Annotated in this window: 23 protein-coding genes; 9 read left to right on the top strand and 14 right to left on the bottom strand. The window is 61.8% G+C overall.

Features of this window, described 5'->3' with window-relative positions; all coding sequences use genetic code 11:
* Position 1: 1 nt before the first annotated feature.
* From CTR2_RS01965 to CTR2_RS01930, 8 genes are all read right to left on the bottom strand, one after another.
* Positions 2-673 carry a GDSL-type esterase/lipase family protein gene (locus CTR2_RS01965; RefSeq protein WP_087085321.1) on the bottom strand — a complete coding sequence of 224 codons (672 nt, stop codon included), beginning with the start codon at positions 671-673 and terminating at the stop codon, positions 2-4.
* 172 nt (positions 674-845) lie between these two features.
* A complete protein-coding gene (locus tag CTR2_RS01960) occupies positions 846-1,238 on the bottom strand; it encodes a RidA family protein (RefSeq protein WP_012836821.1) in 393 nt (130 codons plus the stop codon).
* A 2-nt stretch (positions 1,239-1,240) separates the two neighbouring features.
* On the bottom strand, positions 1,241-1,702 hold the full coding sequence (locus tag CTR2_RS01955) for an acyl-CoA thioesterase (RefSeq protein ID WP_087085322.1): 462 nt from the start codon (positions 1,700-1,702) through the stop codon (positions 1,241-1,243).
* 77 nt (positions 1,703-1,779) lie between these two features.
* The gene (locus CTR2_RS01950) at positions 1,780-3,390 is read right to left on the bottom strand and encodes a benzoate-CoA ligase family protein (protein ID WP_087085323.1); all 1,611 of its coding nucleotides are present in this window, start codon (positions 3,388-3,390) and stop codon (positions 1,780-1,782) included.
* 52 nt (positions 3,391-3,442) lie between these two features.
* Positions 3,443-4,606 carry an acyl-CoA dehydrogenase family protein gene (locus CTR2_RS01945; protein WP_087085324.1) on the bottom strand — a complete coding sequence of 388 codons (1,164 nt, stop codon included), beginning with the start codon at positions 4,604-4,606 and terminating at the stop codon, positions 3,443-3,445.
* Position 4,607: 1 nt separating this feature from the next.
* The gene (locus CTR2_RS01940) at positions 4,608-5,462 is read right to left on the bottom strand and encodes an enoyl-CoA hydratase family protein (RefSeq protein WP_087085325.1); all 855 of its coding nucleotides are present in this window, start codon (positions 5,460-5,462) and stop codon (positions 4,608-4,610) included.
* Positions 5,463-5,483: 21 nt separating this feature from the next.
* Positions 5,484-6,254, bottom strand: a complete 771-nt coding sequence (locus CTR2_RS01935; RefSeq protein WP_087085326.1) for an SDR family NAD(P)-dependent oxidoreductase — start codon at positions 6,252-6,254, stop codon at positions 5,484-5,486.
* A 145-nt stretch (positions 6,255-6,399) separates the two neighbouring features.
* A complete protein-coding gene (locus tag CTR2_RS01930) occupies positions 6,400-8,712 on the bottom strand; it encodes a bifunctional salicylyl-CoA 5-hydroxylase/oxidoreductase (RefSeq protein ID WP_087085327.1) in 2,313 nt (770 codons plus the stop codon).
* A gap of 117 nt (positions 8,713-8,829) precedes the next feature.
* Here CTR2_RS01930 and CTR2_RS01925 point away from each other — a divergent pair, with 117 nt between their 5' ends.
* Together CTR2_RS01925 and CTR2_RS01920 are read left to right on the top strand one after the other, a co-directional pair.
* A complete protein-coding gene (locus CTR2_RS01925; protein ID WP_409021362.1) occupies positions 8,830-9,354 on the top strand; it encodes a MarR family winged helix-turn-helix transcriptional regulator in 525 nt (174 codons plus the stop codon).
* A 38-nt stretch (positions 9,355-9,392) separates the two neighbouring features.
* Positions 9,393-9,872, top strand: a complete 480-nt coding sequence (locus CTR2_RS01920; protein ID WP_050788965.1) for a hypothetical protein — start codon at positions 9,393-9,395, stop codon at positions 9,870-9,872.
* Between the two features lie 58 nt (positions 9,873-9,930).
* Here CTR2_RS01920 and CTR2_RS01915 read toward each other — a convergent pair whose 3' ends face one another.
* Entirely contained in the window at positions 9,931-10,404 is a 474-nt protein-coding gene (locus tag CTR2_RS01915) for a universal stress protein (RefSeq protein WP_087085753.1), read from the bottom strand.
* A 121-nt stretch (positions 10,405-10,525) separates the two neighbouring features.
* Between CTR2_RS01915 and tgt the strand changes: the two genes are divergently transcribed.
* Entirely contained in the window at positions 10,526-11,698 is a 1,173-nt protein-coding gene (tgt, locus tag CTR2_RS01910) for a tRNA guanosine(34) transglycosylase Tgt (protein ID WP_063665067.1), read from the top strand.
* A 274-nt stretch (positions 11,699-11,972) separates the two neighbouring features.
* Positions 11,973-13,394 carry a GGDEF domain-containing protein gene (locus CTR2_RS01905; protein ID WP_087085329.1) on the top strand — a complete coding sequence of 474 codons (1,422 nt, stop codon included), beginning with the start codon at positions 11,973-11,975 and terminating at the stop codon, positions 13,392-13,394.
* Positions 13,395-13,442: 48 nt separating this feature from the next.
* Here the strand turns inward: CTR2_RS01905 and CTR2_RS01900 are convergent, their stop codons facing one another.
* From CTR2_RS01900 to CTR2_RS01890, 3 genes are all read right to left on the bottom strand, one after another.
* Positions 13,443-14,543 carry a zinc ribbon domain-containing protein gene (locus CTR2_RS01900; RefSeq protein WP_087085330.1) on the bottom strand — a complete coding sequence of 367 codons (1,101 nt, stop codon included), beginning with the start codon at positions 14,541-14,543 and terminating at the stop codon, positions 13,443-13,445.
* 71 nt (positions 14,544-14,614) lie between these two features.
* On the bottom strand, positions 14,615-15,472 hold the full coding sequence (locus tag CTR2_RS01895) for a DUF2145 domain-containing protein (RefSeq protein ID WP_087085331.1): 858 nt from the start codon (positions 15,470-15,472) through the stop codon (positions 14,615-14,617).
* 21 nt (positions 15,473-15,493) lie between these two features.
* Positions 15,494-16,000 (bottom strand): hypothetical protein, encoded by a 507-nt coding sequence (locus tag CTR2_RS01890; protein ID WP_087085332.1) that lies wholly within the window; start codon positions 15,998-16,000, stop codon positions 15,494-15,496.
* Positions 16,001-16,187: 187 nt separating this feature from the next.
* Between CTR2_RS01890 and CTR2_RS01885 the strand changes: the two genes are divergently transcribed.
* Positions 16,188-16,961 (top strand): DUF3047 domain-containing protein, encoded by a 774-nt coding sequence (locus tag CTR2_RS01885; RefSeq protein ID WP_087085333.1) that lies wholly within the window; start codon positions 16,188-16,190, stop codon positions 16,959-16,961.
* Between the two features lie 10 nt (positions 16,962-16,971).
* Here CTR2_RS01885 and CTR2_RS01880 read toward each other — a convergent pair whose 3' ends face one another.
* Both CTR2_RS01880 and CTR2_RS01875 read right to left on the bottom strand, forming a co-directional pair.
* Positions 16,972-18,924, bottom strand: coding sequence for an MFS transporter (locus CTR2_RS01880; protein WP_087085334.1), 1,953 nt, complete (start codon positions 18,922-18,924; stop codon positions 16,972-16,974).
* A gap of 105 nt (positions 18,925-19,029) precedes the next feature.
* Positions 19,030-19,830: a hypothetical protein gene (locus CTR2_RS01875; RefSeq protein WP_087085335.1), complete on the bottom strand. Its 801-nt coding sequence runs from the start codon at positions 19,828-19,830 to the stop codon at positions 19,030-19,032.
* A gap of 110 nt (positions 19,831-19,940) precedes the next feature.
* Between CTR2_RS01875 and CTR2_RS01870 the strand changes: the two genes are divergently transcribed.
* The 4 genes from CTR2_RS01870 (at position 19,941) to CTR2_RS01855 (ending at position 24,184) form a co-directional block, all read left to right on the top strand.
* Positions 19,941-20,672 (top strand): helix-turn-helix domain-containing protein, encoded by a 732-nt coding sequence (locus CTR2_RS01870; RefSeq protein ID WP_003065639.1) that lies wholly within the window; start codon positions 19,941-19,943, stop codon positions 20,670-20,672.
* Positions 20,673-20,872: 200 nt separating this feature from the next.
* Positions 20,873-21,277, top strand: a complete 405-nt coding sequence (locus CTR2_RS01865) for a YXWGXW repeat-containing protein (RefSeq protein WP_087085754.1) — start codon at positions 20,873-20,875, stop codon at positions 21,275-21,277.
* 209 nt (positions 21,278-21,486) lie between these two features.
* Positions 21,487-22,497, top strand: coding sequence for a Bug family tripartite tricarboxylate transporter substrate binding protein (locus CTR2_RS01860; RefSeq protein ID WP_003078079.1), 1,011 nt, complete (start codon positions 21,487-21,489; stop codon positions 22,495-22,497).
* A 211-nt stretch (positions 22,498-22,708) separates the two neighbouring features.
* Positions 22,709-24,184, top strand: a complete 1,476-nt coding sequence (locus CTR2_RS01855; RefSeq protein ID WP_087085336.1) for an NAD(P)-binding domain-containing protein — start codon at positions 22,709-22,711, stop codon at positions 24,182-24,184.
* Positions 24,185-24,189 lie beyond the last annotated feature (5 nt).

The following is a 24,189-nucleotide window of genomic DNA, read 5'->3' as shown; positions in this document are numbered from 1 at the left end:
TTTACGCCAGAAAGCCCGAAGCCCGGGCCTGAGCCACCAGCAACTCGGTGAACCGCGCATAGCCTGCGGCATTGGCATGTACCTGATCGGCACGCAAGGCGCTATTGCCCAGCACCTCGCTCCAGGCATCGGCCAGCAATGCCACCCGGTTGTCCTTGGCCAAGGTTTGGTAGATGGCGTGATCCTTCATGCGCCCCGTCAACGCGGCACTCAGGCTCAGCTCCGGCACGGCCACCAGCAGCACGGGTGTCGCCCTGGCTTTGCACAGCTGCAGCATGCGCGTGATCTCGCCTTGCACAACTTGCTCGCTCTTGCGCTGCAGCCAGTCGTTGCCACCGGCGCACAGAATCGCCAGCGATGGCCCGTGCTCATCGAGCAGCCCTGGCAGACGGTCCGCAATCTGCTTGCTGTTCTCGCCCGAGACACCGGCATTCACCACCTTCCAGCCCGTGCGCTCGGCCAGCAGGCTGGGGTAGCCTGCATCTGCCCTGGCTCCAACACCTTGCGTCAAGGAGTCTCCAAGCGCCAGCACGGTAGCCCCGGCAGGAACGGCAGCAGCCTTGGGTGTCTTCTTGCCACAGGCACTTAGCAGCATGGCACCACCCGTCAGCAATGCTGCGGCACGCATGCCTTGAAGAACATGGCGTCGGTACGGGTCAAATATCGGCTTCATGGCATCTCACAAAACAGTGGGCTTGCAACGGCTGGAGGGCAGCGCGAGGATAGCTCAGCCTCTGCCACCCCCAATGCAAGCCGCGCTGCACAACGGTCAAGCTGCAAAGCAGCGGCCGTAAAAAAAACCACTGCGCCCAAGGCCCAGCGGCTATGCGTGCGCAGATTGCGAATCAGTCGGGAACGACTGCCGTCACCTCGATCTCCACCTTGGCCCGGTCCTCGATCAAGGCCGCCACCTGCACGGCCGTCATGGCCACGCTGAATGAGCCGATCAGCTCACGATAGGCCTTGCCGATCTCGGCCTGCTGCGCCAGATATTCCTTCTTGTCGGTGATATACCAGGTCATGCGCACAATATGCTCTGGCCTGGCTCCGCCTGCCTGCAGCACCTCGACGATATTGTGCAGAGCCTGTCTGGCCTGCGCCGCGAGATCGTCAGTATGAAACCGGCCTTCGGCATCCCAGCCTATCATGCCGGCCACATAGATCTGGCGGCCGCTGACGGCCACGCCATTCGCATATCCCTTGGGCCGAGGCCAGCCCGGAGGCAGCAGTACTTGCATGTTCAGCTCCTGTTTTCTGTTGGATTGGATGAACTTTGCCAACGCTCGATTGCGTGGCGGATATGTTGTGGCGCAGTGATGGCCTGATGGGTTTGAAGACTGGTGAAAACCAGCACTTTCTGCGCCGTCACACGCAGCTGCCCCTCTGGACCTGTGCAATCCACATCGAGCGCCAACGAACGATTGCCCAGCTTGGCAACCGACAGGCCCAGACTCACGGTTTCCCCCATGCGGGTGATGGCACGAAAGTCGCATTCCAGATGCACGATCGGCAGGCCCACCTTGTCCTTGTGCAGCATGTCCGCATAGCTCAGGCCCAGCGCCTGGCTGAACCAGTCTTCGACCAGCCCGTTGAACAACACCAGATATTGGGGAAAGAAGATGATGCCCGCCGGATCGCAGTGCGCAAAACGAATCGGCACCTGCGTCACAAAGCGTTTTGAAACCATTGCCACTTCATTCATACCCAAACAATTCCTTCAGAAAAATCTGCCTGCAGCGCTTTTCAATCAGACGCATGCAGCCTTTAAAAACATGGCGATCAGGTTTGATGCAGGCGAAAGCGCTGCAACTTGCCTGTGGCCGTGCGCGGCAGTTGATCGACGAACTGTACGGCCCGTGGATATTTGTAGGGAGCGACCTGGCTCTTCACAAAATCCTGCAGCTCCATAACCATGGCATCGCTGGCCACATGGCCGGCACGCAGCACCACAAAAGCCTTGACGATCTGGCCTCGCTCGCTGTCGGCCACGCCAATCACCGCGCATTCGGCCACAGAACCGTGCTGCATCAGGGCCTCTTCGACTTCGGGTGCAGCGATGTTGTATCCGGCCGAGATGATCATGTCGTCGGTACGTGCCTGATAAACGAAGTAGCCATCGACATCCATCAGATAGGCATCGCCCGTCAGATTCCAGCCCCGGCTCACATACTTGGTCTGACGGCTGTCGTTGAGATAGCGGCATCCCGTTGGTCCCTGCACGGCCAGTCTGCCCACGGTGCCGGGCGGTACCTCGATCCCCGCATCGTCCACCACCTTGGCGCGATAGCCCGGTACTGCCCTACCGGTGGCACCGGGACGAACCTCTTCTTCGCGGTGCGAGATGAAGATGTGCAGCATCTCGGTAGAACCGATGCCGTCAATGATTTCAATACCGGTCGCATCCTTCCACAGCGCGCGTGTGGAAGCAGTCAAGGCCTCGCCCGCCGACACGCATTTACGCAGCCGGGTGCGGCGGATGCGTTCGCCCTGCTGGGCCATCACACGGTAGGACGTGGGTGCAGTGAACACCACACTGGCACCAAATCGTTCAATGCCATCGACCAGTTGCACGGGGCCGGCTTTCTCCAGCAAGGCCATGCTGGCCCCGATGGACATAGGGAACAGCACCTGCCCGCCCAGCCCGAAAGTGAACGCCAGCGGAGGACTGCCTATGAACACATCGTCGGCATTGGCACGCAGCGTATGCACGGGCCAGCAGGCGCAGACCGCCATCACATCGCGATGAAAATGCATGGTGGCCTTGGGCACGCCCGTGGTGCCCGAGGTGAAGCCCAGCAGGCAGGTATCGGTCGCCGCAGTTTCCACGGCCTGAAAGTCATCGCCCGCCTGCTCCATCAGGCGCTCCAGTGCATCGGCTTCCACACTGTTGAAATAGCGCACGGCCTTGAGCGTGCTGGTTTTTTCCTGCGCACCCTGCACCTCGGTGCGCAGCGCCGCATCGCACAGCGCATGGCTGATCTGCGCTATGTCGATGATGGTGGAAAGTTCCTTGGACCGCAGCAGCGGCATGGCGGCCACGGCAATGCCCCCGGCCTTGATGACGCCAAACCAGCAGGCCACCATCATGGGATTGTTGGGTGCGCACAGCAACACGCGGTTGCCCGGCTGCAGTCCCAGCTCCTGCGTCAGCACATTGGCGATGCGATTGGCCTTGAGCTGCAGATCCACATAGCTCCAGCGCAGGCCTTCGGCCTGAATGCACAAACGGTCGCCGCGTCCCTCGCTCACATGTCTATCCAGCAGCTCCACGGCACAGTTCAGGCGCTCGGGGAACCGCAGCTCGGGCAGCTCGAAAATGAACTCGGGCTGCTGCTCGGGTGGTGGCAGGTTGTCGGCAGCAAAGGTATCGATATGCGCGGTGTACGACATGATTCCGACCTTTCAGGCGAAATAGGATCAAACGCTTGATGCAAAAGCGCTATCAGCTATGATTTTTGATAAGGTCACGCCCAATGATGAGCTGCTGCACCTCGGTCGCGCCTTCGTAGATGCGCAGGGCGCGAATCTCCCGGTAAAGGCGCTCCACAGGCTGCTCGCTGACCACGCCCAGGCCGCCCCAGATCTGCACGGCAGCATCGATCACCTGCTGGGCGTTTTCCGTCGCCGTCATCTTGGCCATGGCGGCTTCCCGTGTCACGTTCTCGCCCTGGTCACGCAACCAGGCTGCGCGATAGGTCAGCAGCGCCGCACTGTCGATCTGCGTGGCCATCTGCGCCAGCTTGGCCTGGGTGAGCTGAAAATCAGCCAGCACGCCGCCGAACATCTTGCGGCTGGTCGCACGCTGCAATGCCTCATCCATGGCACGACGCGCAAAGCCCAACGATGCGGCGGCCACCGAGGTGCGGAACACATCGAGCGTGCGCATCGCCACCTTGAAGCCCTCGCCGGCCGCGCCCACGCGCTGGGCGGCAGGCACGCGGCAGTTCGAAAACTTCAAACGCGCCAGCGGGTGTGGTGCGATGACGTTGATACGCTCGGCAATCTCAAAGCCCGGGGTGCCGGCCTCCACAATCAGTGCCGACAGACCACGCGAACCCGCAGCCTCGCCTGTACGCACAAAAACGACATAGAAGTCGGCAATGCCCCCGTTGGAAATCCAGGTCTTCTCGCCGTTGATCACATAGTGATCACCTTCCAGCCTGGCCTCGCAGGCCATGGCCGCCACGTCCGAGCCGGCATCGGGCTCGGACAGCGCAAAGGCTGAGATCGCATCGCCCCTGGCCACCAGGCTCAGATAGCGTTTTTTCTGCTCCTCGCTGCCCGCCAGAGAAATCGCCCCCGAGCCCAGACCCTGCATGGCAAACGCAAAGTCGGCCAGCCCGCTATGACGCGCCAGCGTCTCCCGGATCAGGCAGATGGCTCTTGTATCAATATGCTCTCCCGCACCGCCATAGGCCGTACCCGCAACCGCATGACGCAGCCAGCCGGCCTCGCCCAGGGCCTTGACCAGTTTGCGGCATTCGGCATCCACATCGGGGCCATGCGCATGCGCAATGCTCTGCCTTGCCCAGGCATCCAGCGACTGTGTCAGGCGTGCGTGATGGGGCTCGAAAAAAGGCCACTTCAGATAGCTGGTGTCTGCCATGTCAGTTTCCTTGAAAGACCGGTTTTTGCTTGGCGACAAACGCGTGATAGGCACGCGAGAAATCCTCGGTCAGCATGCACAGTGCCTGGGCCTGGGCTTCGGCTTCAATCGCCTGCTCAATCGTCATGGCCCATTCCTGGTGCAGCATGGTCTTCGTGATGCCGTTGGCAAAGCTGGGCCCTGCGGCCAGATCGGCGGCCAGCTTCTGCGCATCGGCCGGCAAGCTCTCGGGTTCACACAGACGGTTGAAGAAGCCCCAGCGTTCACCCTCCTCGCCGCCCAGGCTGCGCCCCGTATAGAGCAACTCACTCGCACGGCCCTGGCCGATGATGCGCGGCAGCATGGCGCAGGCCCCCATATCGCAGCCCGCCAGCCCCACGCGGTTGAACAGGAACGCGGTCTTGCTGCGCGCCGTGCCAAGGCGCATGTCCGAGGCCATGGCCATGATGGCCCCAGCCCCCGCGCACACGCCATCGACTGCCGCAATGATGGGCTGCGGACAGGCTCGCATGGTCTTGACCAGTTCGCCCGTCATGCGGGTGAACATCAGCAACTCGGGAGCCTTGAGCGCGACCAGCGGACCGATGATTTCGTGCACATCCCCGCCCGAGCAGAAGTTGCCGCCCGCGCCGACCAGCACCACCGCCTTCACATCCTGCGCCCACTTGAGCTGGTGAAACAGGTCGCGCAGCTCGGCGTAGGAATCAAACGTCAGCGGATTCTTGCGCTCCGGGCGATTGAGGGTGATGGTGGCCACGCCATCCTGCACCTGCCACTGAAAATGCGTGGCCTGATAGCCTGCCAGCAGCTTGTGATTGCCAGCTTGCAGAGCTGGATCGATTGCATATTCGCTCATGTCTGTCTCCAAAAATCCGGGTCACATGACTTCGCCACCCGCGACGGCTATGGCTTGTCCGGTAATACTTGATGCGCCTCGACCACATAGCCACAGCACGGCGTCAGCCACCTCGTGCGGCTGTACTAGGCGGCCTTGGGGGTTGGATTTGACGAACTCGGCCATTGCCTGCTGTGGTGTGCGGCCGGTCTTGGCTACGACGCGGTCAATGCTGGTTTTGACAATCTCGGTTTCGGTATAGCCGGGACAGACGGCGTTGACGGTGATTCCGGTCTTGGCGTACTCCAGCGCCAGGGCTCGTGTCAGGCCCACCACGCCATGCTTGGCCGCCACATAGGCGGCGACATAGGCATAGCCCACCAAACCAGCCGTGCTGGCCACATTGACGATGCGTCCCCAGCCCGAAGCGGACATGGCCGGCAGCACTTGCTGGATGCAGTGCATGGTGCCGCTCAGGTTGACGGCCAGCATCTGCTGCCAATGCGCGGCATCCATCTTCATGAACGGTGCACTGCCGGCCTGACCGGCGTTGTTGATCAGGATACTGATGGCACCTTGCGCAGCCACTGCCTTTTCAAACGCCGTTTTCACCTGTGATTCATCCGCCACATCGGCCAGCACCATCCGGCATTGACCGGGGTGTTCTTCCACCAGTTTTTGCAGAGGCTCGGCGCGACGCCCCAGCACCGTGACGCGAGCGCCCTGCGCCAGCAACTGGCGTGCAATCGCCTCGCCAATGCCCTGGCCCGCGCCCGTCACCAGCGCATGTTGATCGTTCAGATCGCCTGTCATTGAGTTCTCCATCGCTCACGAAACTGGCGCGAACCGCCCCTCGGACACCAAGGAAGAGCCGCCCCGCACCACTGGTGTCGCCCCCTCCCATAGCGCGCAGCGTGTGGAGAGTGGGGGGAAGGCGCGCAGCGACTCGGGGGGTGCTTCATTTCAAGGCCTTTTCGCGCTCGAACAGGGCTTCCATCTGGCGCTTGCCTTGGAAGTATTGTTTGGGCCAGACGATAGGCGTGTAGCCTATCTTGGCGGCCTCGGTCAGCGTCCAGGCCGGGTTGGCCAGATGCGGGCGTGCCACGGCACAGAGATCGGCGCGGCCAGCGGCGATGATGCTGTTGGCGTGGTCGGCTTCGCTGATGGCGCCCACGGCCATGGTGGCAATACCGGCCTCCTGTCGAATGCGGTCTGCAAACGGGGTTTGATACATGCGGCCAAACACCGGCTTTTCGAGCTTGCTGACCTGCCCCGATGAGCAGTCGATCAGATCGGCACCTGCGGCCTTGAAGGCCTTGGCAATCTGTACCGCATCTTCGGGCGTGATGCCGCCCGGCACCCAGTCATGTGCAGAGATGCGCACGGACATGGGCTTGTCCTGCGGCCAAACGGCGCGCATGGCCTTGAACACTTCCAGCGGGTAGCGCAAGCGGTTTTCCAGGCTGCCGCCATATTCATCGCTGCGCTGATTGGTCAGCGGCGAGATAAAGCCCGACAGCAGATAGCCGTGCGCACAGTGCAGCTCCAGCCAGTCCACGCCTATGTCGGCCGCCATTTGCGCAGCATGCACAAACTGCTCCCGCACTTCATCCATGTCGGCGCGTGTCATGGCCCTGGCGATCTGGCTCACTCCCTGCAGATATTGCTGCTCCGACGCTGCCATGATGGGCCAGTTGCCCTGCTCCAGCGGCAGATCCGTACCTTCCCAGGCCAGCCGCGTCGAGGCCTTGGCACCCGCATGGCCGATCTGCATGGCGAACTTGGCATCGGTGTTGGTGTGAATCCAGTCGCTGATGCGTTTCCAGGCCTGCTTTTGCTCAGCGCTATAGGTACCAGGGCAGCCAGGCGTGATGCGCCCCTCGGGGCTGACACAGGCCATCTCGGCGAACACCAGACCGGCGCCGCCAAGCGCACGCGCACCCAGGTGAACGAGGTGAAACTCACCAGGCACGCCATCAACCGCAGAGTACTGCGCCATGGGAGAGACCACGATACGGTTCTTCAGCGTGATGCCGCGCAGGGTATAGGGCAGGAACATGGGCGGCGGCGCCTTGGCATCGACCGCGACACCGTTTCTTTCGGCCAGCCATTTCTCATAGCCGCCAAGCCACTGCGCATCACGCAAGCGCAGGTTTTCATGGCTGATGCGCTGACTGCGCGTGAGCATGGAGTACATGAACTGCTCGGGCTCCAGCTGGTCGCAATAGCGCTGGCCGCAGACCTCGAACCACTCCATCGCATTCCAGGCTGCATTCTGAATGCGTAGCGTCTCGACGCGACGCGCTTCCTGATAGGCCACCAGCACCTCGGGAATATGCGCAGCCGCATCACCCCGCTGCTTGAACTGGCGTGCCAGTTCGATCGCATCCTCGATCGCCAGCTTGGTTCCTGAGCCAATGGCGAAATGTGCCGTATGCACGGCATCGCCCATCAGCACCACATGGCTGCCCTTGCGGTTTTTCAACCACCACTGATCGCAGACCACGCGCTGAAAGTTGATCCAGGCCGAGCCGCGCAGATGGCGGGCATTGGTCATCAGTTTCTCGCCCTGAAGATTGTCCGCGAACAACTTTTCACAGAAGGCAATGGACTGCTCTTGATCGGCGGTGTCGAGACCGCTGGCCTTCCAGCATTCCTCCGTGGTCTCGACGATAAATGTCGAAGTCTGGTCGTCGAACTTGTAGATATGCGCCTGGAACCAGCCATGCTGGGTGCGCACGAAATCAAAGGTGAAGGCCTCGTAGACCTTGTTCGTGCCCAGCCAGATAAAGCGGTTGGGGCGGGTGACGATATCGGGCTTGAAGATGTCGGCGTACTTGCCGCGTATGCGCGAATTCACGCCGTCGCTGGCGATGATGAGGTCTGCGTCCGGATAGTCTTCATCGGACTGCACATCGGTATCGAACACCAGGTTCACACCCAGCTGTTCGCATCGTGCTTGCAGGATATTGAGCAGATGCTTGCGGCCAATCCCCACAAAACCATGCCCCCCGGAGCGAATCTTGCGCCCTTTGAACAGCAACTCGATATCGTCCCAGTGGTTGAAAGCCTGCTCGATCTGCGCGGCTGTCACCGGGTCCCAGTCGCGCATATTGTCCATGGTGGCATCGGAGAAAACCACGCCCCAGCCAAAGGTGTCGTAGGGCTTGTTGCGCTCCACCACCGTCACTTCATGCGCAGGGCTCATCTGCTTCATCAGCAAAGCGAAGTACAAGCCGGCGGGGCCACCACCTATGCAGACAATTTTCATGACAGTGATCCGTTCCTGGCTTTTTCAAAAATTACTTTATATCTAAATTATTAATGCATGAAATTTTCACTAAAATCCGGCCAAACCCTGAACCCAAAGCACGCTAGTTTGCGCACCATGCCAACCATGGCCCAACACAATCCGGATTTTTCCATCGACATGCCCGAAGCCCCGGGACGCGAGGCTGGCCTGTCCCACTCCGACCATCAGTCCGTGCGCCTGTGGCTGCGCCTTCTGACCTGCAGCACACAGATCGAGCAAGTCATTCGCAGTCAGCTGCGCACAGAGTTCAGCACGACCTTGCCTCGTTTTGACTACCTGGCCCAGCTCAGCCGCTTTCCCAAAGGTCTGCGCATGAAGACCCTGTCGGAATATCTGATGGTGACCGGCGGCAATGTGACCGGACTGACCGATCAACTGGTGGCCGAAGGCTGGGTGGAACGCGTGGCTGACGAGGAAGACCGCCGCTCCATGATCGTGCGCCTGACCCGTACGGGCAAAAAGCAGTTCAAGGCCATGGCTGCCGCGCATGAGCTATGGCTTGAGCAGTTGCTGACTCCACTGGGCAGCAAAAACGCCAGCGATCTGTATGAACAACTGGGCAAGCTCAGACAGGTGCTGAGCTCGCCAGAAAGTGCCTGAGCCCGAAAAAACACCGTTTTGTGACAATTTCATGGAAAATGCCCTGCACGCAGTCCTGCGTGACACAGGCTTGGGGGGCATGGTTCATGGATTTACTGCATCTGCGATATCGGCTCAAGTCCGGGTTCTACTATCTCTACGACATGCGTGATGCACCCAACGCCATCACGGGAGAGCGCCCCTATCGCCTCAAGACCGAGCTGGTCGCCATCGCGTTTGATCGAATCACCGGCCGCGTGCACCAGCATGGTCACCCCACCCGCATTCACTCCTGGGCCATGGGCGCACAACGCCGTCTGCGCATGGCAGGAGACTGGGAAGGCGCAAACCGGCTGGTCGTGGTTTCCGGCCCGCTGCCCGAAGAAGAAATCAACAAATGCCTGAGCGTGCAAGGCTATTGCCGCTGGATGCTGATGCGTCTGGCCAGCATGCCGCATGGCAAATTTGCAGCCCATCGTGCGGGCAGCCGCAGCAGCTGGCAAAGACGTGAATCCGGCCAGCAGCGCCGTGCGGCCTGACCTCCAATCAAATTTCCTTCCAGCGGCGCCTATTGATCAGGCGCATGGCGCTATCAAATCAGGAATCAGCATCTTCAGCGGGATTGTCATCCGCCTCGGCCACTTCGGGCATTTTCACAATCGTCACCGGCAGCCGACTGTGTCTGGCCACCTCGCGTGAGACCGAGCCGATCAGAATGCTGCCCAGGCCGCTCTGGCCCGTGGCGCCGATGATGATCTGATCGCATTCATTGCTCTCTGCAATATCGATCAGGGTATTGGCCTCTTCGCCCAGGCTGATCTCCACTTCATAGGAGGCCCCGGCCTCCTTGAGAAGATCCTGTGCAGGCGCCACCAGATCCATGCCGGCTTCGATGCTGGCGTTGGCAATCAGATCTGAATCTGTGGTTGCAAGCTCCAGCAGCGTGGCCTCCTTCTGCACATGAGCTATTACAAAGTGAGCATCCAGTCCGCTCTGCAAAAGCTTGATGCCGTGGCGTACGGCCTCAAGTGCGACATCCGATCCATCCACCGCAATCATGATCTTGAGCATGGCAACCTCCTGTTCGTCTTGCGCACCAGTGTAGGCCCAGGCTGCAAAGACGGGTTGCGAATCTGGGGCAAGCACCGGCTATTGCAGCAGTGCTTGCGGGCATCTGGGAAAATAGCGGGCTATGCTGCAGTTTGACCTTCTCAAGACCGACCCGACCAGCCACGCGCGCCGTGGCACCTTGACGCTTAACCACGGCAAGGTCCAGACCCCCATCTTCATGCCCGTGGGCACCTATGGCACCGTCAAGGGCGTGATGCCGCGCAGCCTCGAAGAAATGGGCGCACAGATCATCCTGGGCAACACCTTCCATCTGTGGATGCGTCCAGGCTTGGACATCATGAAGTCCTTTGGCGGTCTGCACGACTTCGAGAAGTGGGACAAGCCCATACTGACCGACTCGGGGGGCTTCCAGGTCTGGTCGCTGGGTGCGATGCGCAAGATCACCGAAGAAGGCGTGCATTTCCAGAGTCCCGTGAACGGCGACAAGCTGTTCATGTCGCCCGAGGTCAGCATGCAGATCCAGACGATTCTGAATTCGGACATCGTCATGCAGCTCGACGAGTGCACGCCCTACGAAACCAACGGCAAGAAGACCACCGAAGCCGAAGCGCGCAAGTCCATGGAGATGAGCCGTCGCTGGGCCAAGCGCTCCAAGGAGGAGTTCCAGCGCCTGGAAAACCCCAATGCCTTGTTCGGCATCGTGCAAGGCGGCATGTACACCAATCTGCGCGAGGAATCGCTGCAGGGTCTGCTGGAAATCGATTTCCCCGGCTATGCCGTGGGTGGCGTTTCCGTGGGTGAGCCCAAGGACGAAATGCTGGAGATCATGGCCCACACGCCGCATCTGCTGCCCGCCAACAAGCCGCGCTACCTGATGGGTGTAGGAACACCCGAAGACCTGGTGCAAGGCGTGGCCGATGGCGTCGACATGTTCGACTGCGTGATGCCTACCCGCAATGCACGCAACGGCACCATCTTCACGCGCTACGGCGATCTGAAGATCCGCAACGCTCGTCACAAGGTGGACCACCAGCCCATAGACACCACCTGCACCTGCCACGCCTGCGCGGGCAAGAGCGGCGTGAGCTGGGACGATGGCGGCCGCGAAGGCTTCAGCCGTGCCTATCTGCACCACCTGGACCGCTGCGGCGAGATGCTGGGCCCCATGCTCACCACCATCCACAATCTGCACTATTACCTGAACCTGATGCAGGAAATCCGCAACGCACTGGACGCAGGCACTTTTGCCCAGTTCCGCGCCCAATTCAAGGCCGACCGCGCACGCGGGGTCTGAGCCACCCATCGTCTGCCGCAGCAGAACCTCCCAGAAGCCAGAGCGAGTCTCTGGCTTTTTTCATTCGGCGGCTGACATCCGGCTTGCCCGGAGTCCGTCAAATGAAAAACATCGTCAATTGCGCGCTGCAAAACCGCTTCAGCAATCGTTTTTCTGTATGTTTTTGTTAAAACCACAACATCTGACGGCAACAACAGGCATTTTTGGCGATTGATATCGAATTCGCAAAGAGCCACTGAAGAAAATTCCACGAAACGCTCGCGGCCCCTCTCCCATGACCGAAGCCTCCGCCCCCAAGCCAACGCCGCTGCTGCAGACCGCTGCCCCCAGGACATGGGCAGCGGCGCTCGGGCTTGGGAGCCTGGTGTTTCTGGCCGCCTTGCTGGGCATACTGGGGCGCCCCATGGGATTTCTCTCGGCGATCTGGCCCGCAAACGCGCTGCTGCTGGGCCTTTTGCTGCACCACCCTGACTGGCTGCGCCCAAGCTCGGTGCTGGCGGTTTCTGCAGCCTATATCGCAGCCGATCTGCTCACAGGCAGCCGGCTCGATGTGGCAATCCTGCTGAGCATCGCCAATATGGCCGGTGTGGGCGCGGCCTGGGCGCTGATGCACAGGCAACGCCATGCCACTTTGTTCATGCAACGCCAGTCCTCCGCCCTGCTGCTGTTTGTGGGCAGCGGTCTGGGCGCACTGACGGCCGCTCTGCTGGGAGCTCCGGTGCTGAGCGCCGTTTTCGGGACGCCGCACTGGCAGGCCTTTTCCATGTGGCTGAGCAGCGAATGGCTGAACTACATGATGTTTTTGCCCATTGTCATGGCCTGGCCGACACGCAAGCAGCCAACTGGGCATCTGGGCGAGCCCTCCTCCTTGCGCCGCATCCTGCCTTTGCTGTCTGTCATTGCGCTGGAAGCCATCAGCTACTGGATCAAAGGTCCCGGCTCGCTGGCGTTCTCGCTGCCGGCTCTCATATGGTGCGCGCTGAGCTATCGCATCTTCAGTCTGACGTTGATCACGGCAACACTTTGCCTGAGCAGCATCATTTTCATTTCACTGGGCACGCTTGAATTCACACCCGCACATTTTCTGGAGGCTTTGTCATTTCGCGTGGGGCTATGCATGCTGGTGCTGGGCCCACTTGCGGTGGCAGGATCGCATATGGCGCGCAACGAGCTGATGCAAAAGCTCAGTCATGCCGTCAACCACGACTTTCTGACCGATATGCTGGCACGCGGTGCCTTCATGAAGCAGGGGCAAAGAATACTGGAGCGTTGCCGCCAGGATGGCCAGCCCTTCGCCATTCTGATGCTGGATCTCGACCATTTCAAACAGATCAACGACAGCTTCGGCCATGCGGGAGGCGACCAATTGCTGCGCAGCTTCAGCCAGACCCTGAGTCAGGTGCTGCGCGCTCAGGACATCGTTGGCCGCATGGGAGGCGAGGAATTCGCCGTGGCCCTGCCCAAGGTGAACGCAAGCGCTGCGCAGGAGATCGCCAAGCGCATCAACCGCGCCATCCGGGAGCTGCGCGTGCCCATGGATGACAAGACGATGAGTGCCACGGTCAGCATTGGCCTGGTCCATACCGCAAGCCTGCAAGCGAATCAAAGCCTGGACATGCTGCTGCAACAGGCAGACCAGGCTTTGTATGAGGCCAAGGCCGCCGGGCGCGATCGCGTCAGTTCACAGCTTTGCTGAGCGCGACACGCCACTGCGCCCCCGACAAGCCGATAGCCCGGCCCAAGGTCATCCGGGCTCGCCGGACCCGGATGCGAGCGGTGCGGCCACCGCCGCATCGGGACGCGGCAGCATCTTGCCAGCCGCAGTGCCGCAGCTATGACAAAAGCGTGAGAACGCGCTCTTGCGGGTATTGCAGCTGCCGCAATGGTCGAACAGGCCGATACCGCAATGGGGGCAGAAGTCGATCTCGGTGTTCTTGAGATCCACTGGGCGCTCGCAGCCCGGGCACACATTCTTGGACAGACGCTCCAGCGCCACGTCATAGCTCAGTTCCTCACGGCGCTGCTCTTCGGGCAAGGACTCCTGCAGCTTCTGTTTTTCCAGATAGCGGTTGAGCGCCAGAATGGCATAGCGCCCCAGCAATACCGTCACCAAAATGCCCACGATGTAGCGCACATAGCCGCCGTAGTCGGGCAGATAAGGCACCAGCTCGACAAAAAAGGCGAACAGCGCAAAAAAGATAAAGCCCCAGACAAATGGCCACCAGGTGCTCTTGCGCTTCTTGGCGAACAGCCAGCCCGCCACGCCCAGCAGGGGCAAGGTGATGGCCAGGCGGAACAGAAACACGCGCAGCTCGCTGGAGCGCATGGCTGCTTCATATTGGGGATAGGCCTGCTCGCGCAGACTGCTCATCTCGGCCTCGGCGTTGGAGACGGCCTGGTTGGCCTCCAGATGGGTCTGGGCCTCTTTCTCGCGCTCCTGGCGGGCCATGTCTTCGGTCTGCTTGAGCGCATCCAGCGCCTTGCTGCGCGCTACCAGCTCGGCATCCTGCTCCGGACGCTCCGTGGCCCGGCGGGTCGCCACCCAGTTGTCGAAGGTATCGCGCGCCGACTGATAGCGCGCGCGCTCGGCATCGAACTTGAGCTGCGCCCTGTCCAAAGCCTTCTGGGTCACGCCGGCCGTCTTCCGGGCCTGGTCGATTTCGGCCTGCACGCGCTGTGCATCGGCCTGCGGAATAAAGGACTCCACCTCCAGCGAGCGATCGGGCTGCGGCAGATTGCCAACCACCAGCCCACCCAGACCGATCAGGAAGAAGGCAAACACCAGCGCCACCAGCCAGAGGCCGCGGCGAAACCATTTTTCGGGCAAACGCAGAGACTTGCTCATTTTCAATTACTCCAAAAACGTAGCGCAATGCGCATATTCAGCAAGGCCTTGAAGCCAACAAGGCTCAAAACTCATTGCACGGTGCGCACAGCCGATGCGAGTTGCGTGCGCTGCAACCACTGGGTCACGGAGTCCACAGTCACCGTCTCGATGCGGCTGGCAAATCGCTTTTCATTCGGATGATCGTCAAATGCGATATTGGCAGCCGTCATGCGCCCACCCAGCCGCGAGAACGCCCGAATGATGAGCGCGCTGGGCTCATAGCCCTTGGACTGTAGCCAGGCCTGTGCCTGTGCGCGGTTCTGAATCGCCGCCGGCTCCATGGCCGCTGCCAGAGTCTCGGTCGCCCATTGGTTCGACTGCTGGTACTTGCTGCTCCAGACATAGCTGACCATGCTGTAGGGTTCGTTTTGCAGGCGCAGCACCGTGGGAGCACTCAGGAACTTGAGCAAGGCCTGTTGCACCGCCGGTGTCGGGATCTGAATGGCGGCTTCGTAGCGCCACATATCGTCAAGAAAGAACTCGCCCAGGCCCTGGCGGTAGATATGGCCGGATGCGGTGCCGCACTCGTTGAGCTTGTGCGCCACGCGCCAGGGGCCGGCGGGCGTTCTGTAAGCCCAGCCATAGTGCGAATACTTGAGATCGTATTTGCTCAGGTCCTGCCCTTGCCGCGCCAGCAGCACGACCTGGGTGCCGTTCTTCTGAAACTCGGCATCCAGCGCCTTGGCGGTACGCGCAGCCAGGTTCAGCCCCTTGACCATCACATCGGCGGTCAGCGGCCGGTCCTCACAGCTGCGGCCGGCCTGGGCCGAGCCTGCCCAGGCAATCAGCGCGGCGCCCAGCGCCAGCACCACAGGGCCGGGAATGGGCATGCCGCCCCGTTGAGCAGGCGCCATGGCTTGTACAACGCTTGTTGGTTCCTTGAACATGCGAGCCTCCAGCTTCTTGAATTACAGACGCTCGTTGTGCATCAGCGCCTTGCCGATTTCGTTGGGGATGAAGGCCAGCACCTTGCCTGCAGTGGACAGAATCACGCCGGCCGCCGTGGCGCTGGTCTGCACCACCGTGCCCACACCAACCGACAGGGCACCTGCGGCCTGGCCAGAGACCTTGACCACGGCCGAAGTGCCATCCGCCACATTCTTGAGCACATAGGTCACGCCTGTGGCACTGCTTTCCACGGCCTCAACGATCACGGATGCACCAGCGGCCGACAGAAACAGGGGTATTGCCACGACTTCCTCCGAAGCGCCACCCGATGCCGCTGCAACCACCGATGCCACAGGCAGGGCCGACAACACCAGGGAGGCTTCGCTCTGGGCGTGGACTGCGCTGCCGCCCAGCAAGGCAAAGGCCGCGCCCAGGGCGCACAGGCTGTTGCGAAGAGGACGGATAAAGGTCAATACGTTGATCACAAATGGCTCCCGATGGTTGTTGAAATGAACCGCTATTTCCATGCGGCGACGGACGAATCATCCACGCCCCCGAAACTTTGGCCCTGTGTTTTGTCAAAATCGGCACTTGGCAGATCTTTCAGTATCTCAACCCGATACTTTCAGTCCGCTGCTGCCCCCGAGCCAGTGGCAGTGTATGCATGCTGTCCGATTTCCGCGCCCACAACTTTTAAAAATCATCAGGCAATCCATGCGGTTTCACTCCCAGACCTTTGCCCAGCGCAAACCTTCGCCTTCGCGGATCTGGCTTGCGGCAGCGCTCGCCACCGTCATCTCCACCCTGGCTGTCCCTGGACTGGCACAGGGCAGCGGCATTCCTGCTTTTTCGCAAATGCCGCCGGGCCCACTGGGCGGGCCCTGGCACTTTGCCACCCTGCCCAACAAGAACCCGACGGCCTTCAATGTGGTGAACCAGGATGGCGGGCATGTGCTGCGCGTGAGCACACATGACGCTTACGGCAATATGGTGCACACCCTGCACCAGGCTGCCGTGCCTGATCTGCAGCTGCAGTGGCGCTGGCGCGTGGATCAGCTGATCGACAAGGCCGATATAAAAACAAGGGCCGGTGACGATGCGGCACTCAAGCTCTGCGTATCCTTCGACTTCGACAAATCGCAGCTGGGCTTTGGCGAGCGCGCCAAGCTGCGCCTGGGCAGGATCAGCACCGGCGAGGACATCCCGGCCGAGACGCTGTGCTATGTCTGGGACAACAAGCAGCCCGTGGGCACGGTCCTGCACAATGCGTTCACGCATCGCATGCGTTACATCGTGCTGCAAAGCGGAGATGCACACAAAGGCCAGTGGGTGACGGAGCAGCGCCATCTGTCCTCCGACTACCAGCAAGCCTTTGGCGATGAGTCCCAGGCCATGCCCACCATCATCGGCGTCACCGTCTCTGCGGACTCGGACAACACCCATGGCGAAGGACTCGCCTACATGGGTGATATCCGGCTCGCGCCCTGATCATCCGGTCTCAACGCCGGAGCAAATCCGCCACGTTCTGCTGCAGCAGGGCCGGCGTGACAGCGGCAGCCGCCACGGGCTCGCCCACCTCCAGCCCCACACGGTTGAACAGGCCGCGGCGCAGCGGCTTGACCATGGCCACATTCTTGCCGCCGCGCAACTCGATGCGGCTGAAGTAGGAACCCCAGAGGTTGGTCAGCGCCATGGGAATCACGGGAACCTGCAGGCCGTCGTCTCGCGCGTGGTCGAGAATCTTCATGATCCCGCCCTTGAACGGCTGCAGCTGGCCGTCGGAGGTGATGCCTCCCTCGGGGAAGATGGCCAGCAGATCGCCCTCGCGCAGCACCTCTGCCGCCCGCGCGAACGCGGCTTCATAGGTCGCAGGGTCCTCCTTGTGCGGCGCGATCGGGATCGCCTTGGCCAGCTTGAACAGCCAGCCCAGCACCGGCGTCTGGAAGATGCGGTGATCCATCACGAAGTGAATGGGACGCGGGCTGGCCGCCATGAGCAAGATGGCATCGACAAAGCTCACATGGTTGCAGACCAGCACGGCCGCGCCATCGCGCGGAATATGCTCGTCGCCACGCACCTTGAAGCGGTAGACAAAGTGGGTGATGACCCAGGCCACAAAGCGCAGCAGATATTCGGGCACCAGCAGGAACACATAGAGCGCCACGATGGCGTTGGCAATGCCGGTGATCAGAAACACCTGGGGAATGCTGCAACCTGCGGCCAGCAGGGCGCCGGCCAGCACGGCCGAGGCGATCATGAACAGCGCGTTCAGGATATTGTTGGCCGCGATGATGCGTGCACGATGCGTGGGCTGGCTGCGCATCTGGATCAGCGCATACATGGGCACGCTGTAAATGCCCGCCGACAGTGCCAGCAGGCCCAGGTCCAGCATCACGCGCCAGTGTTTGGCCTCTCCAAAAAAGGCGCTCACGCCCATCAGCTCGGACGGCGGCAGCGCGCGCGTGGCAAAGAACAGATCAATCGCAAACACGCTCATACCGATCGCGCCCAGCGGCACCAGACCTATCTCCACCTGGCGACGGCTGAACACTTCGCACAGCAGCGAGCCAATGCCTATGCCCACCGAGAAGATCACCAGCAGCAGCGATGCCACATGCTCGTCGCCATGTAGCACCTCCTTGGCAAAGCTGGGAAACTGCGAGAGAAAAACCGCGCCGAAGAACCACATCCAGCTGATGCCGAGCAGCGAGCGAAACACCACGGGCTGCTGGCGTGCCAGCTGGAGGTTGCGCCAGGTTTCGGTGAACGGGTTCCAGTTGATGACCAGGCCCGGGTCGGTCGCGGGCGCATGAGGGATGAACTGCGCGCAGATGCGGCCCACGACCGCGACGGCCACGCAGGCCATGGCGACCTGCATATGACCGACCTGCGGCACGGCGATCAGCAGGCCGCCTGCGACCTGACCCAGCAGGATGGCGACAAAAGTGCCCATCTCCACCATGCCGTTGCCGCCCGTGAGTTCGCGGTCGTTGAGCACCTGGGGCAGATAGGCGAACTTGACGGGACCGAACAGCGTGGAGTGCAGCCCCATGAGGAACACGCACAGCAGCAGCACCGGCACATTGGCCTGGATAAAGCCCCAGGCCGCGATCAGCATGATGCCGATCTCGAGATTCTTGACCAGGCGGAACATGCGGGTCTTGTCCCACTTGTCGGTCAGCTGGCCCGAAGTGGCCGAAAACAGCAGATAAGGCAGGGTGAACAGCGCACCGATCACCAGGCCCGCCATGGAAGGCGGCAGCCACGAGACGCTGAGCTGATAGGTGACCATCACCGTGAAGGCGAACTTGAAGAGATTGTCATTGCCCGCACCGGCAAACTGCGTCCAGAAAAACGGCGCAAAGCGGCGCTGGCCCAGCAGGGCAAACTGGTTGGGGTGGGCATGCTGCTGTGCAGCGGCGGCCGTGTGCACGGTCGGCGTGGAATTCATGGATCTCTCCCTGTGGCGCTGCTGGCATTGTGCCAACTTGCCCGGATTTTTTTGTAGGTTTTATGCGGCTGACGCTTGTTGAACATGCGCCAGCCGCTATGAATATTACGACTCGCGCCACTGCTGCAGGGCGCGCAGCACAGGCCATGCGGCGGCGGCGGCCACCCAGTGCTTGAGGCTGTGGCCGGAGATTGCGTGCGCGGTCACATCGAACACATCGCCGTCCGACAGCTCCAGCAGCTTGGCCACGAGGTACAGACCGATCACCCAGCCCAGCTCCACGGGCAGCGCGTGACGACGCGGCGCCACAAAGGCCAGCCACAGGAGAGTCAGCATGCCGCCGCCCTGCACCAGCACCCAGGGCAGCACATTGCTGGTCTGCGCCCAGACTGCCACGCTGACGGGCGCCGCCACCAGCAATACCCCGGCAGTGATGCGGGCGCTGATGTCGTCAATGCGCGTCTGCACCGCCAGGCCCAGCAAGCCGGCGAAAGCCAGGCTCATGCCCAGCCGGTCCCAGACCAGACTCGAATCCTGCGGCGCCCAGTGATACCAGGCCGAGCCCGCCCCCGAGCACAGCAGGCCCGCAAAGAACAGGGCGCACAGGGCACGTGCCGTGCCATTGAGCTTCTGATAGTCGGCACGCCACAGCGCAAGCCCGCCCACCAGCCCGGCCAGCACAAACCCCAGATTGCTCAACACATCGGCTGCATGCGGCAGGCCTAGCCAGCCGCGCCGGTCGGCAAATGCGTGATAGTGCTCGGGCTGGGCCATGCCGGGCATCAGCAGCGCCAGCGTGAACAGCAAGGCCATGCCCCCGAACAAGGCAAAGCGCTGCTCCAGCGTGCCCGAGGTCTCGGGGTTCGTCATTTCCACGTTCGTGATCGATGAGGTATGCAGTTGCATGGCGCTTCCTTGTGTGATTGCCGCGCAGTATGGAAATCTGCCGAAGCAGCAGCATCAATCTTCTAAACTTGCCCCATATCGCTGCACTGCCAGTACTACCAACCGATACCATGAGCACGACCGCCGATCTCGTCACCGCCATCAAGAAAGAACTCAAGGCCGCGCAGATGACCTATGCCGACCTGGCCCAGGCCATAGGCATGGCCGAATCCAGCGTCAAGCGCATGCTGGCCAAGGGCGACATGCCGCTGTCGCGCATCGACGAGATCTGCCGCGCCCTGCACCTGGACTTTGCCGATCTGGCGCGCAATGTGGCCGACAGCCGGCCGCTGCTGCAGCAGATCACGCGCGAGCAGGAGATTGCCGTGGTTGCCGACCGCAAGCTGCTGCTCACGGCCATCTGCGTGCTCAGCCAGTGGACGCTGGAGCAGATCGTCGCCACCTACCGCATCAGCGAGCCCGAGGGCATCGGCTATCTCGCACAACTGGACCGCATCGGCATCATCGAGCTGCGTCCCGGCAACCGCTACAAGCTGCGCCTGGCCAAGACCTTCCGCTGGCAGACCAACGGCCCGGTGATGGACTTCTTCCGCGAGAACGCCGTGCTGGACTACTTTGGCGGCACTTTTGCCGGCGAGGACGAGACCATGCTGCTGGTGCATGGCTCCATCGCCCCCAGCCTGGCCCCCAGCTTCGTGGAGCGCATACAGCGCATCGGTCAGGACTTTTCACAGCAGCATCTGCAGGATCAGCGCCTGGGGCCCAACAAGATCGAGGGCTATACCCTGGTGCTGGGCATGCGCAAATGGGAGCTGCCCGCCTTCGCGGCCTTGCGCCGCTAGACCTCCACTCCCAAATATGTAGCTAAATGCGCTTGTTGCATCTGCGTCAGCCGCCTGTTTCATACACTCTTCACCAAACAGACACACAAGATTGCAAGACTTCGCACAGCGGCAACCCACGGTTGACGCTGGCCTTCCAACATGGAGCCCAAGGGATGCCTGAACCTACAGACAGCCCGCTACCCATGAAGGAGGCGTATATGCTGACAATCCGCAACACCATCCACACCGTCGCTGCCGCAGGCGCATTCGCCCTGATGGGCTTTGCCGGTAGTGCACAGGCCCAAAACGCTTACTGGGCGGGTGCCAGCCAGGGCGCCTATGTGAACGTGCAGTTCAACGCACCGCCCCCGGTCCGCTATGAAGCCGTGCCCGCTCCGCGCCGTGGCTACGTCTGGGCTCCAGGTTACTGGGAGCCGCGCGGCCACCGCCATGTCTGGCACGCCGGCCACTGGGTGCAGAACCGCCCCGGCTATGTGTACCGCCAGCCCGCCTGGGTGCAGCACGGCAACCGCTGGGACTACCGCGCCAGTCGCTGGGACCGGGATGGTGACGGCGTGCCCAACCGCCATGACCGCAACCCCCACAACCCCTATCGTCGCTAAAAGCCTGTTGACGCTTTAAGCCTTGATCGCTCCCTCCGCTGGCCCTCCGAGTCATCACTTTCCAGCGGATTTCAGCCCATGTCTCGCAAGAGACCTGGGCTTTTTTGCATTAACCCCACAAGCTTAATGCTGCATAAGCATATAGAAGCAAATCATTAAATTACGGACACAATTCACGGCATTCAAGGTTCCTCTGGACAAGTCCCATCATGCGTTTGCTGCCCCGTTTCATCTCCGGTCTTGTTGCCACAACGGCGGCCGCCGCCCTGTTCCCCTTGGCCAGCCAGGCCGCCGATCCCGGCGCCGCCAGCTACCCGCACCAGCCCATCACCATGATCATGGGCTTTAACGCCGGCTCGGGTGTGGACGTGATCGGCCGCGTGGCACAGGAGCCGCTGGGCAAGATCCTGGGCCAGCCCGTGATCATTGACTACAAGAGCGGCGCCGCCGGCAATATCGGCAGCGAGTTCGTGGCCCGCGCCAAGCCCGATGGCTACACCATCTACTTCGGCACCGCCGCCACCCATGGCAGCAATGCCGCCCTGTACAAGAAACTGCCGTTCGACGTGGAGGCCGACTTCGTACCCGTGGCACCGCTGGTGGACGTGGCCAATGTGCTGACCATCAATCCCAATGTGATCAACGTCAAGAACCTCAAGGAGTTCGTCGACGAGGTCAAGGCCCATCCCGGCAAGTACAACTACGCCTCCACCGGCAATGGCGCGGGCACCCATATGGCGTTTGCCGAGTTCAACTCGCGTCTGGGCCTGGACATGGTGCATGTGCCCTACAAGGGCGGCCCCGAAGCCATCACCTCGGTGCTGCGCGGCGAGACCTGCTGCATCATGAACCAGGTGCAGACCGTGCTGAGCCACTACAAGGCCGGCAAGGTGCGCCTGCTGGGCGTGACCACGGCCAAGCCCGTGGAAGCCGTCAAGGAAGTGCCCACCATTGCCGCCAGCGGCCTGCCGGGTACCAAGGGCTTCAACAGCTCCATCTGGTTCGGCATCTTCGCGCCCAAGGGCACGGACCCGGTGATCATCAAGAAGCTCAACCTGGCGGTCAACGACGTGCTCAAGCAGCCCGAGGTGCGCGAGCGCTTTGTCTCCCAGGGCAACACCATCCGCGAAGAGACACCCGAGCAATTCAAGAAGACCGTGCATGAAGATCGCATCAAATGGGCCAAGGTGGTCAAGGATGCCAAGATAAGTATTGACTAACACCCCCTGAGCGGCCCTGCCGCTCCCACTCTTTCTACGCACTGCGCGCCAAGGGAGAGGAACGACACCCTCGGTGCGGGGCGGCGGGGCCGCCCAGGCCCTCCCTCGGTGTCTCTCACTTGGTCCTGCTTCGAGTTCAAGCAGTGTTAAGTTATCGGTGTTTGTTTGATGCGTCTGCGGCTCAAGCCTCAGGCGCTTTTGGGTTTTAGCTATGTCAATTTCACCTTCTACGACAGCCGCCACATCGGGGCTGGCAACGCTGGAAGAACGCCTGCGTGACGACTTCGTCACTCTGGGCTGGCCTGCCAAGGCCTGGATTCCCCCCTCCACGCGCAAGGGACTGCCGGTGCATGACGTGCTCGTCATCGGCGCCGGCCAGGCCGGTCTCGCGCTCAGCATGGCGCTGCAGCAGGTCGGCATCAAGCCCGTGCTGCTGGACAGGTCCGCGCCGGACTTCGAAGGCCCATGGGCCACCACGGCGCGCATGGAAACCCTGCGCTCGCCCAAGGAGCTGACCGGCCCCGCCATGGGGGTTGCAGCCCTGTCCTTTCGCGCCTGGTTCATCGCCCAGTTCGGTCTGGATGCCTGGACGGCGCTGGACAAGATCCCGCGCCTGCAGTGGATGGACTATCTGCGCTGGTACCGCCGCGTGACCAACGCCGATGTGCGCAACGGCCACGAAGTCGTTGCCGTGCGCCCGCAGGCCGATGGCGTGGTGGAAGTCGATGTCAAGGCCAATGGCGTGACCGCCACCTGGCAGACCCGCCGCCTGGTGCTGGCCACGGGCCGCGACGGTCTGGGCGGCGCCACGGTTCCCGCCTTCATGCGGGGCGTGGACAGGAAATTCTGGGCGCATTCCTCCTACGCCATGGACTACGCCACGCTGGCCGGCAAGCACGTGGGCGTGGTAGGTGCCGGCGCCTCGGCCATGGACAGTGCCGCCACCGCGCTGGAGAGCGGCGCAGCCAGCGTCGATATGCTGATTCGCCGCAGCCAGCTGCCGCTGATCAACAAGTCCAAGGGCTCGGGCGTTCCGGGCCTGACCCACGGCCAGTACCTGCTGCCCGACGAATGGAAATGGCGCATCCGCCACTACATCAACGCCCAGCAGGTGCCGCCGCCGCATGGCAGCACGCTGCGCGTCTCGCGCCATAACAACGCCTTCTTCAACCTGGGCTGCGCCGTGCAGGCCGTGGAGAAAGCGGGCGACAAGCTGCAGGTGCAGACCTCGGCCGGCTTGTTCGTGCTGGACTTTCTGATCATCTCCACCGGCTTTGCCATTGACTGGAGCCTGCGTCCCGAGTTTGCCGACATCGCGCCGCATGTGAAGCTGTGGAACAGCCGCTTCACGCCCGAAGCCGGGGACGAAGATGCCGAACTGAGCGCATCGCCCGACCTGGGCGCGCTGTTCGAGTTCCAGGAGAAGACGGCTGGCGATCTGCCCGGCCTCGACCATATCCACTGCTTCTGCTACCCCGCTGCGCTCTCGCACGGCACGGTGTCGGGCGATATTCCCGCCATCAGCGATGGCGCGCGCAAGCTCGCGCAAGGTCTGGCTTCGCTGTTCTACCGCGACGATATCGAGCAGCACTTTGCCAAGCTGCAGGCCTATGCCGAGCCCGAGCTGGACGGCACGGAATGGACCGCCGCCGACAGCGCCGCGCGCATTCGCCAACTTCAACAATAAGAGAC

It is taken from the genome of Comamonas thiooxydans, from assembly GCF_002157685.2.
Lineage (GTDB): Bacteria > Pseudomonadota > Gammaproteobacteria > Burkholderiales > Burkholderiaceae_C > Comamonas > Comamonas testosteroni_H.
The sequence above is the reverse complement of the archived record's forward strand: the minus strand, read 5'-3'. Positions and strand labels throughout refer to the sequence as shown.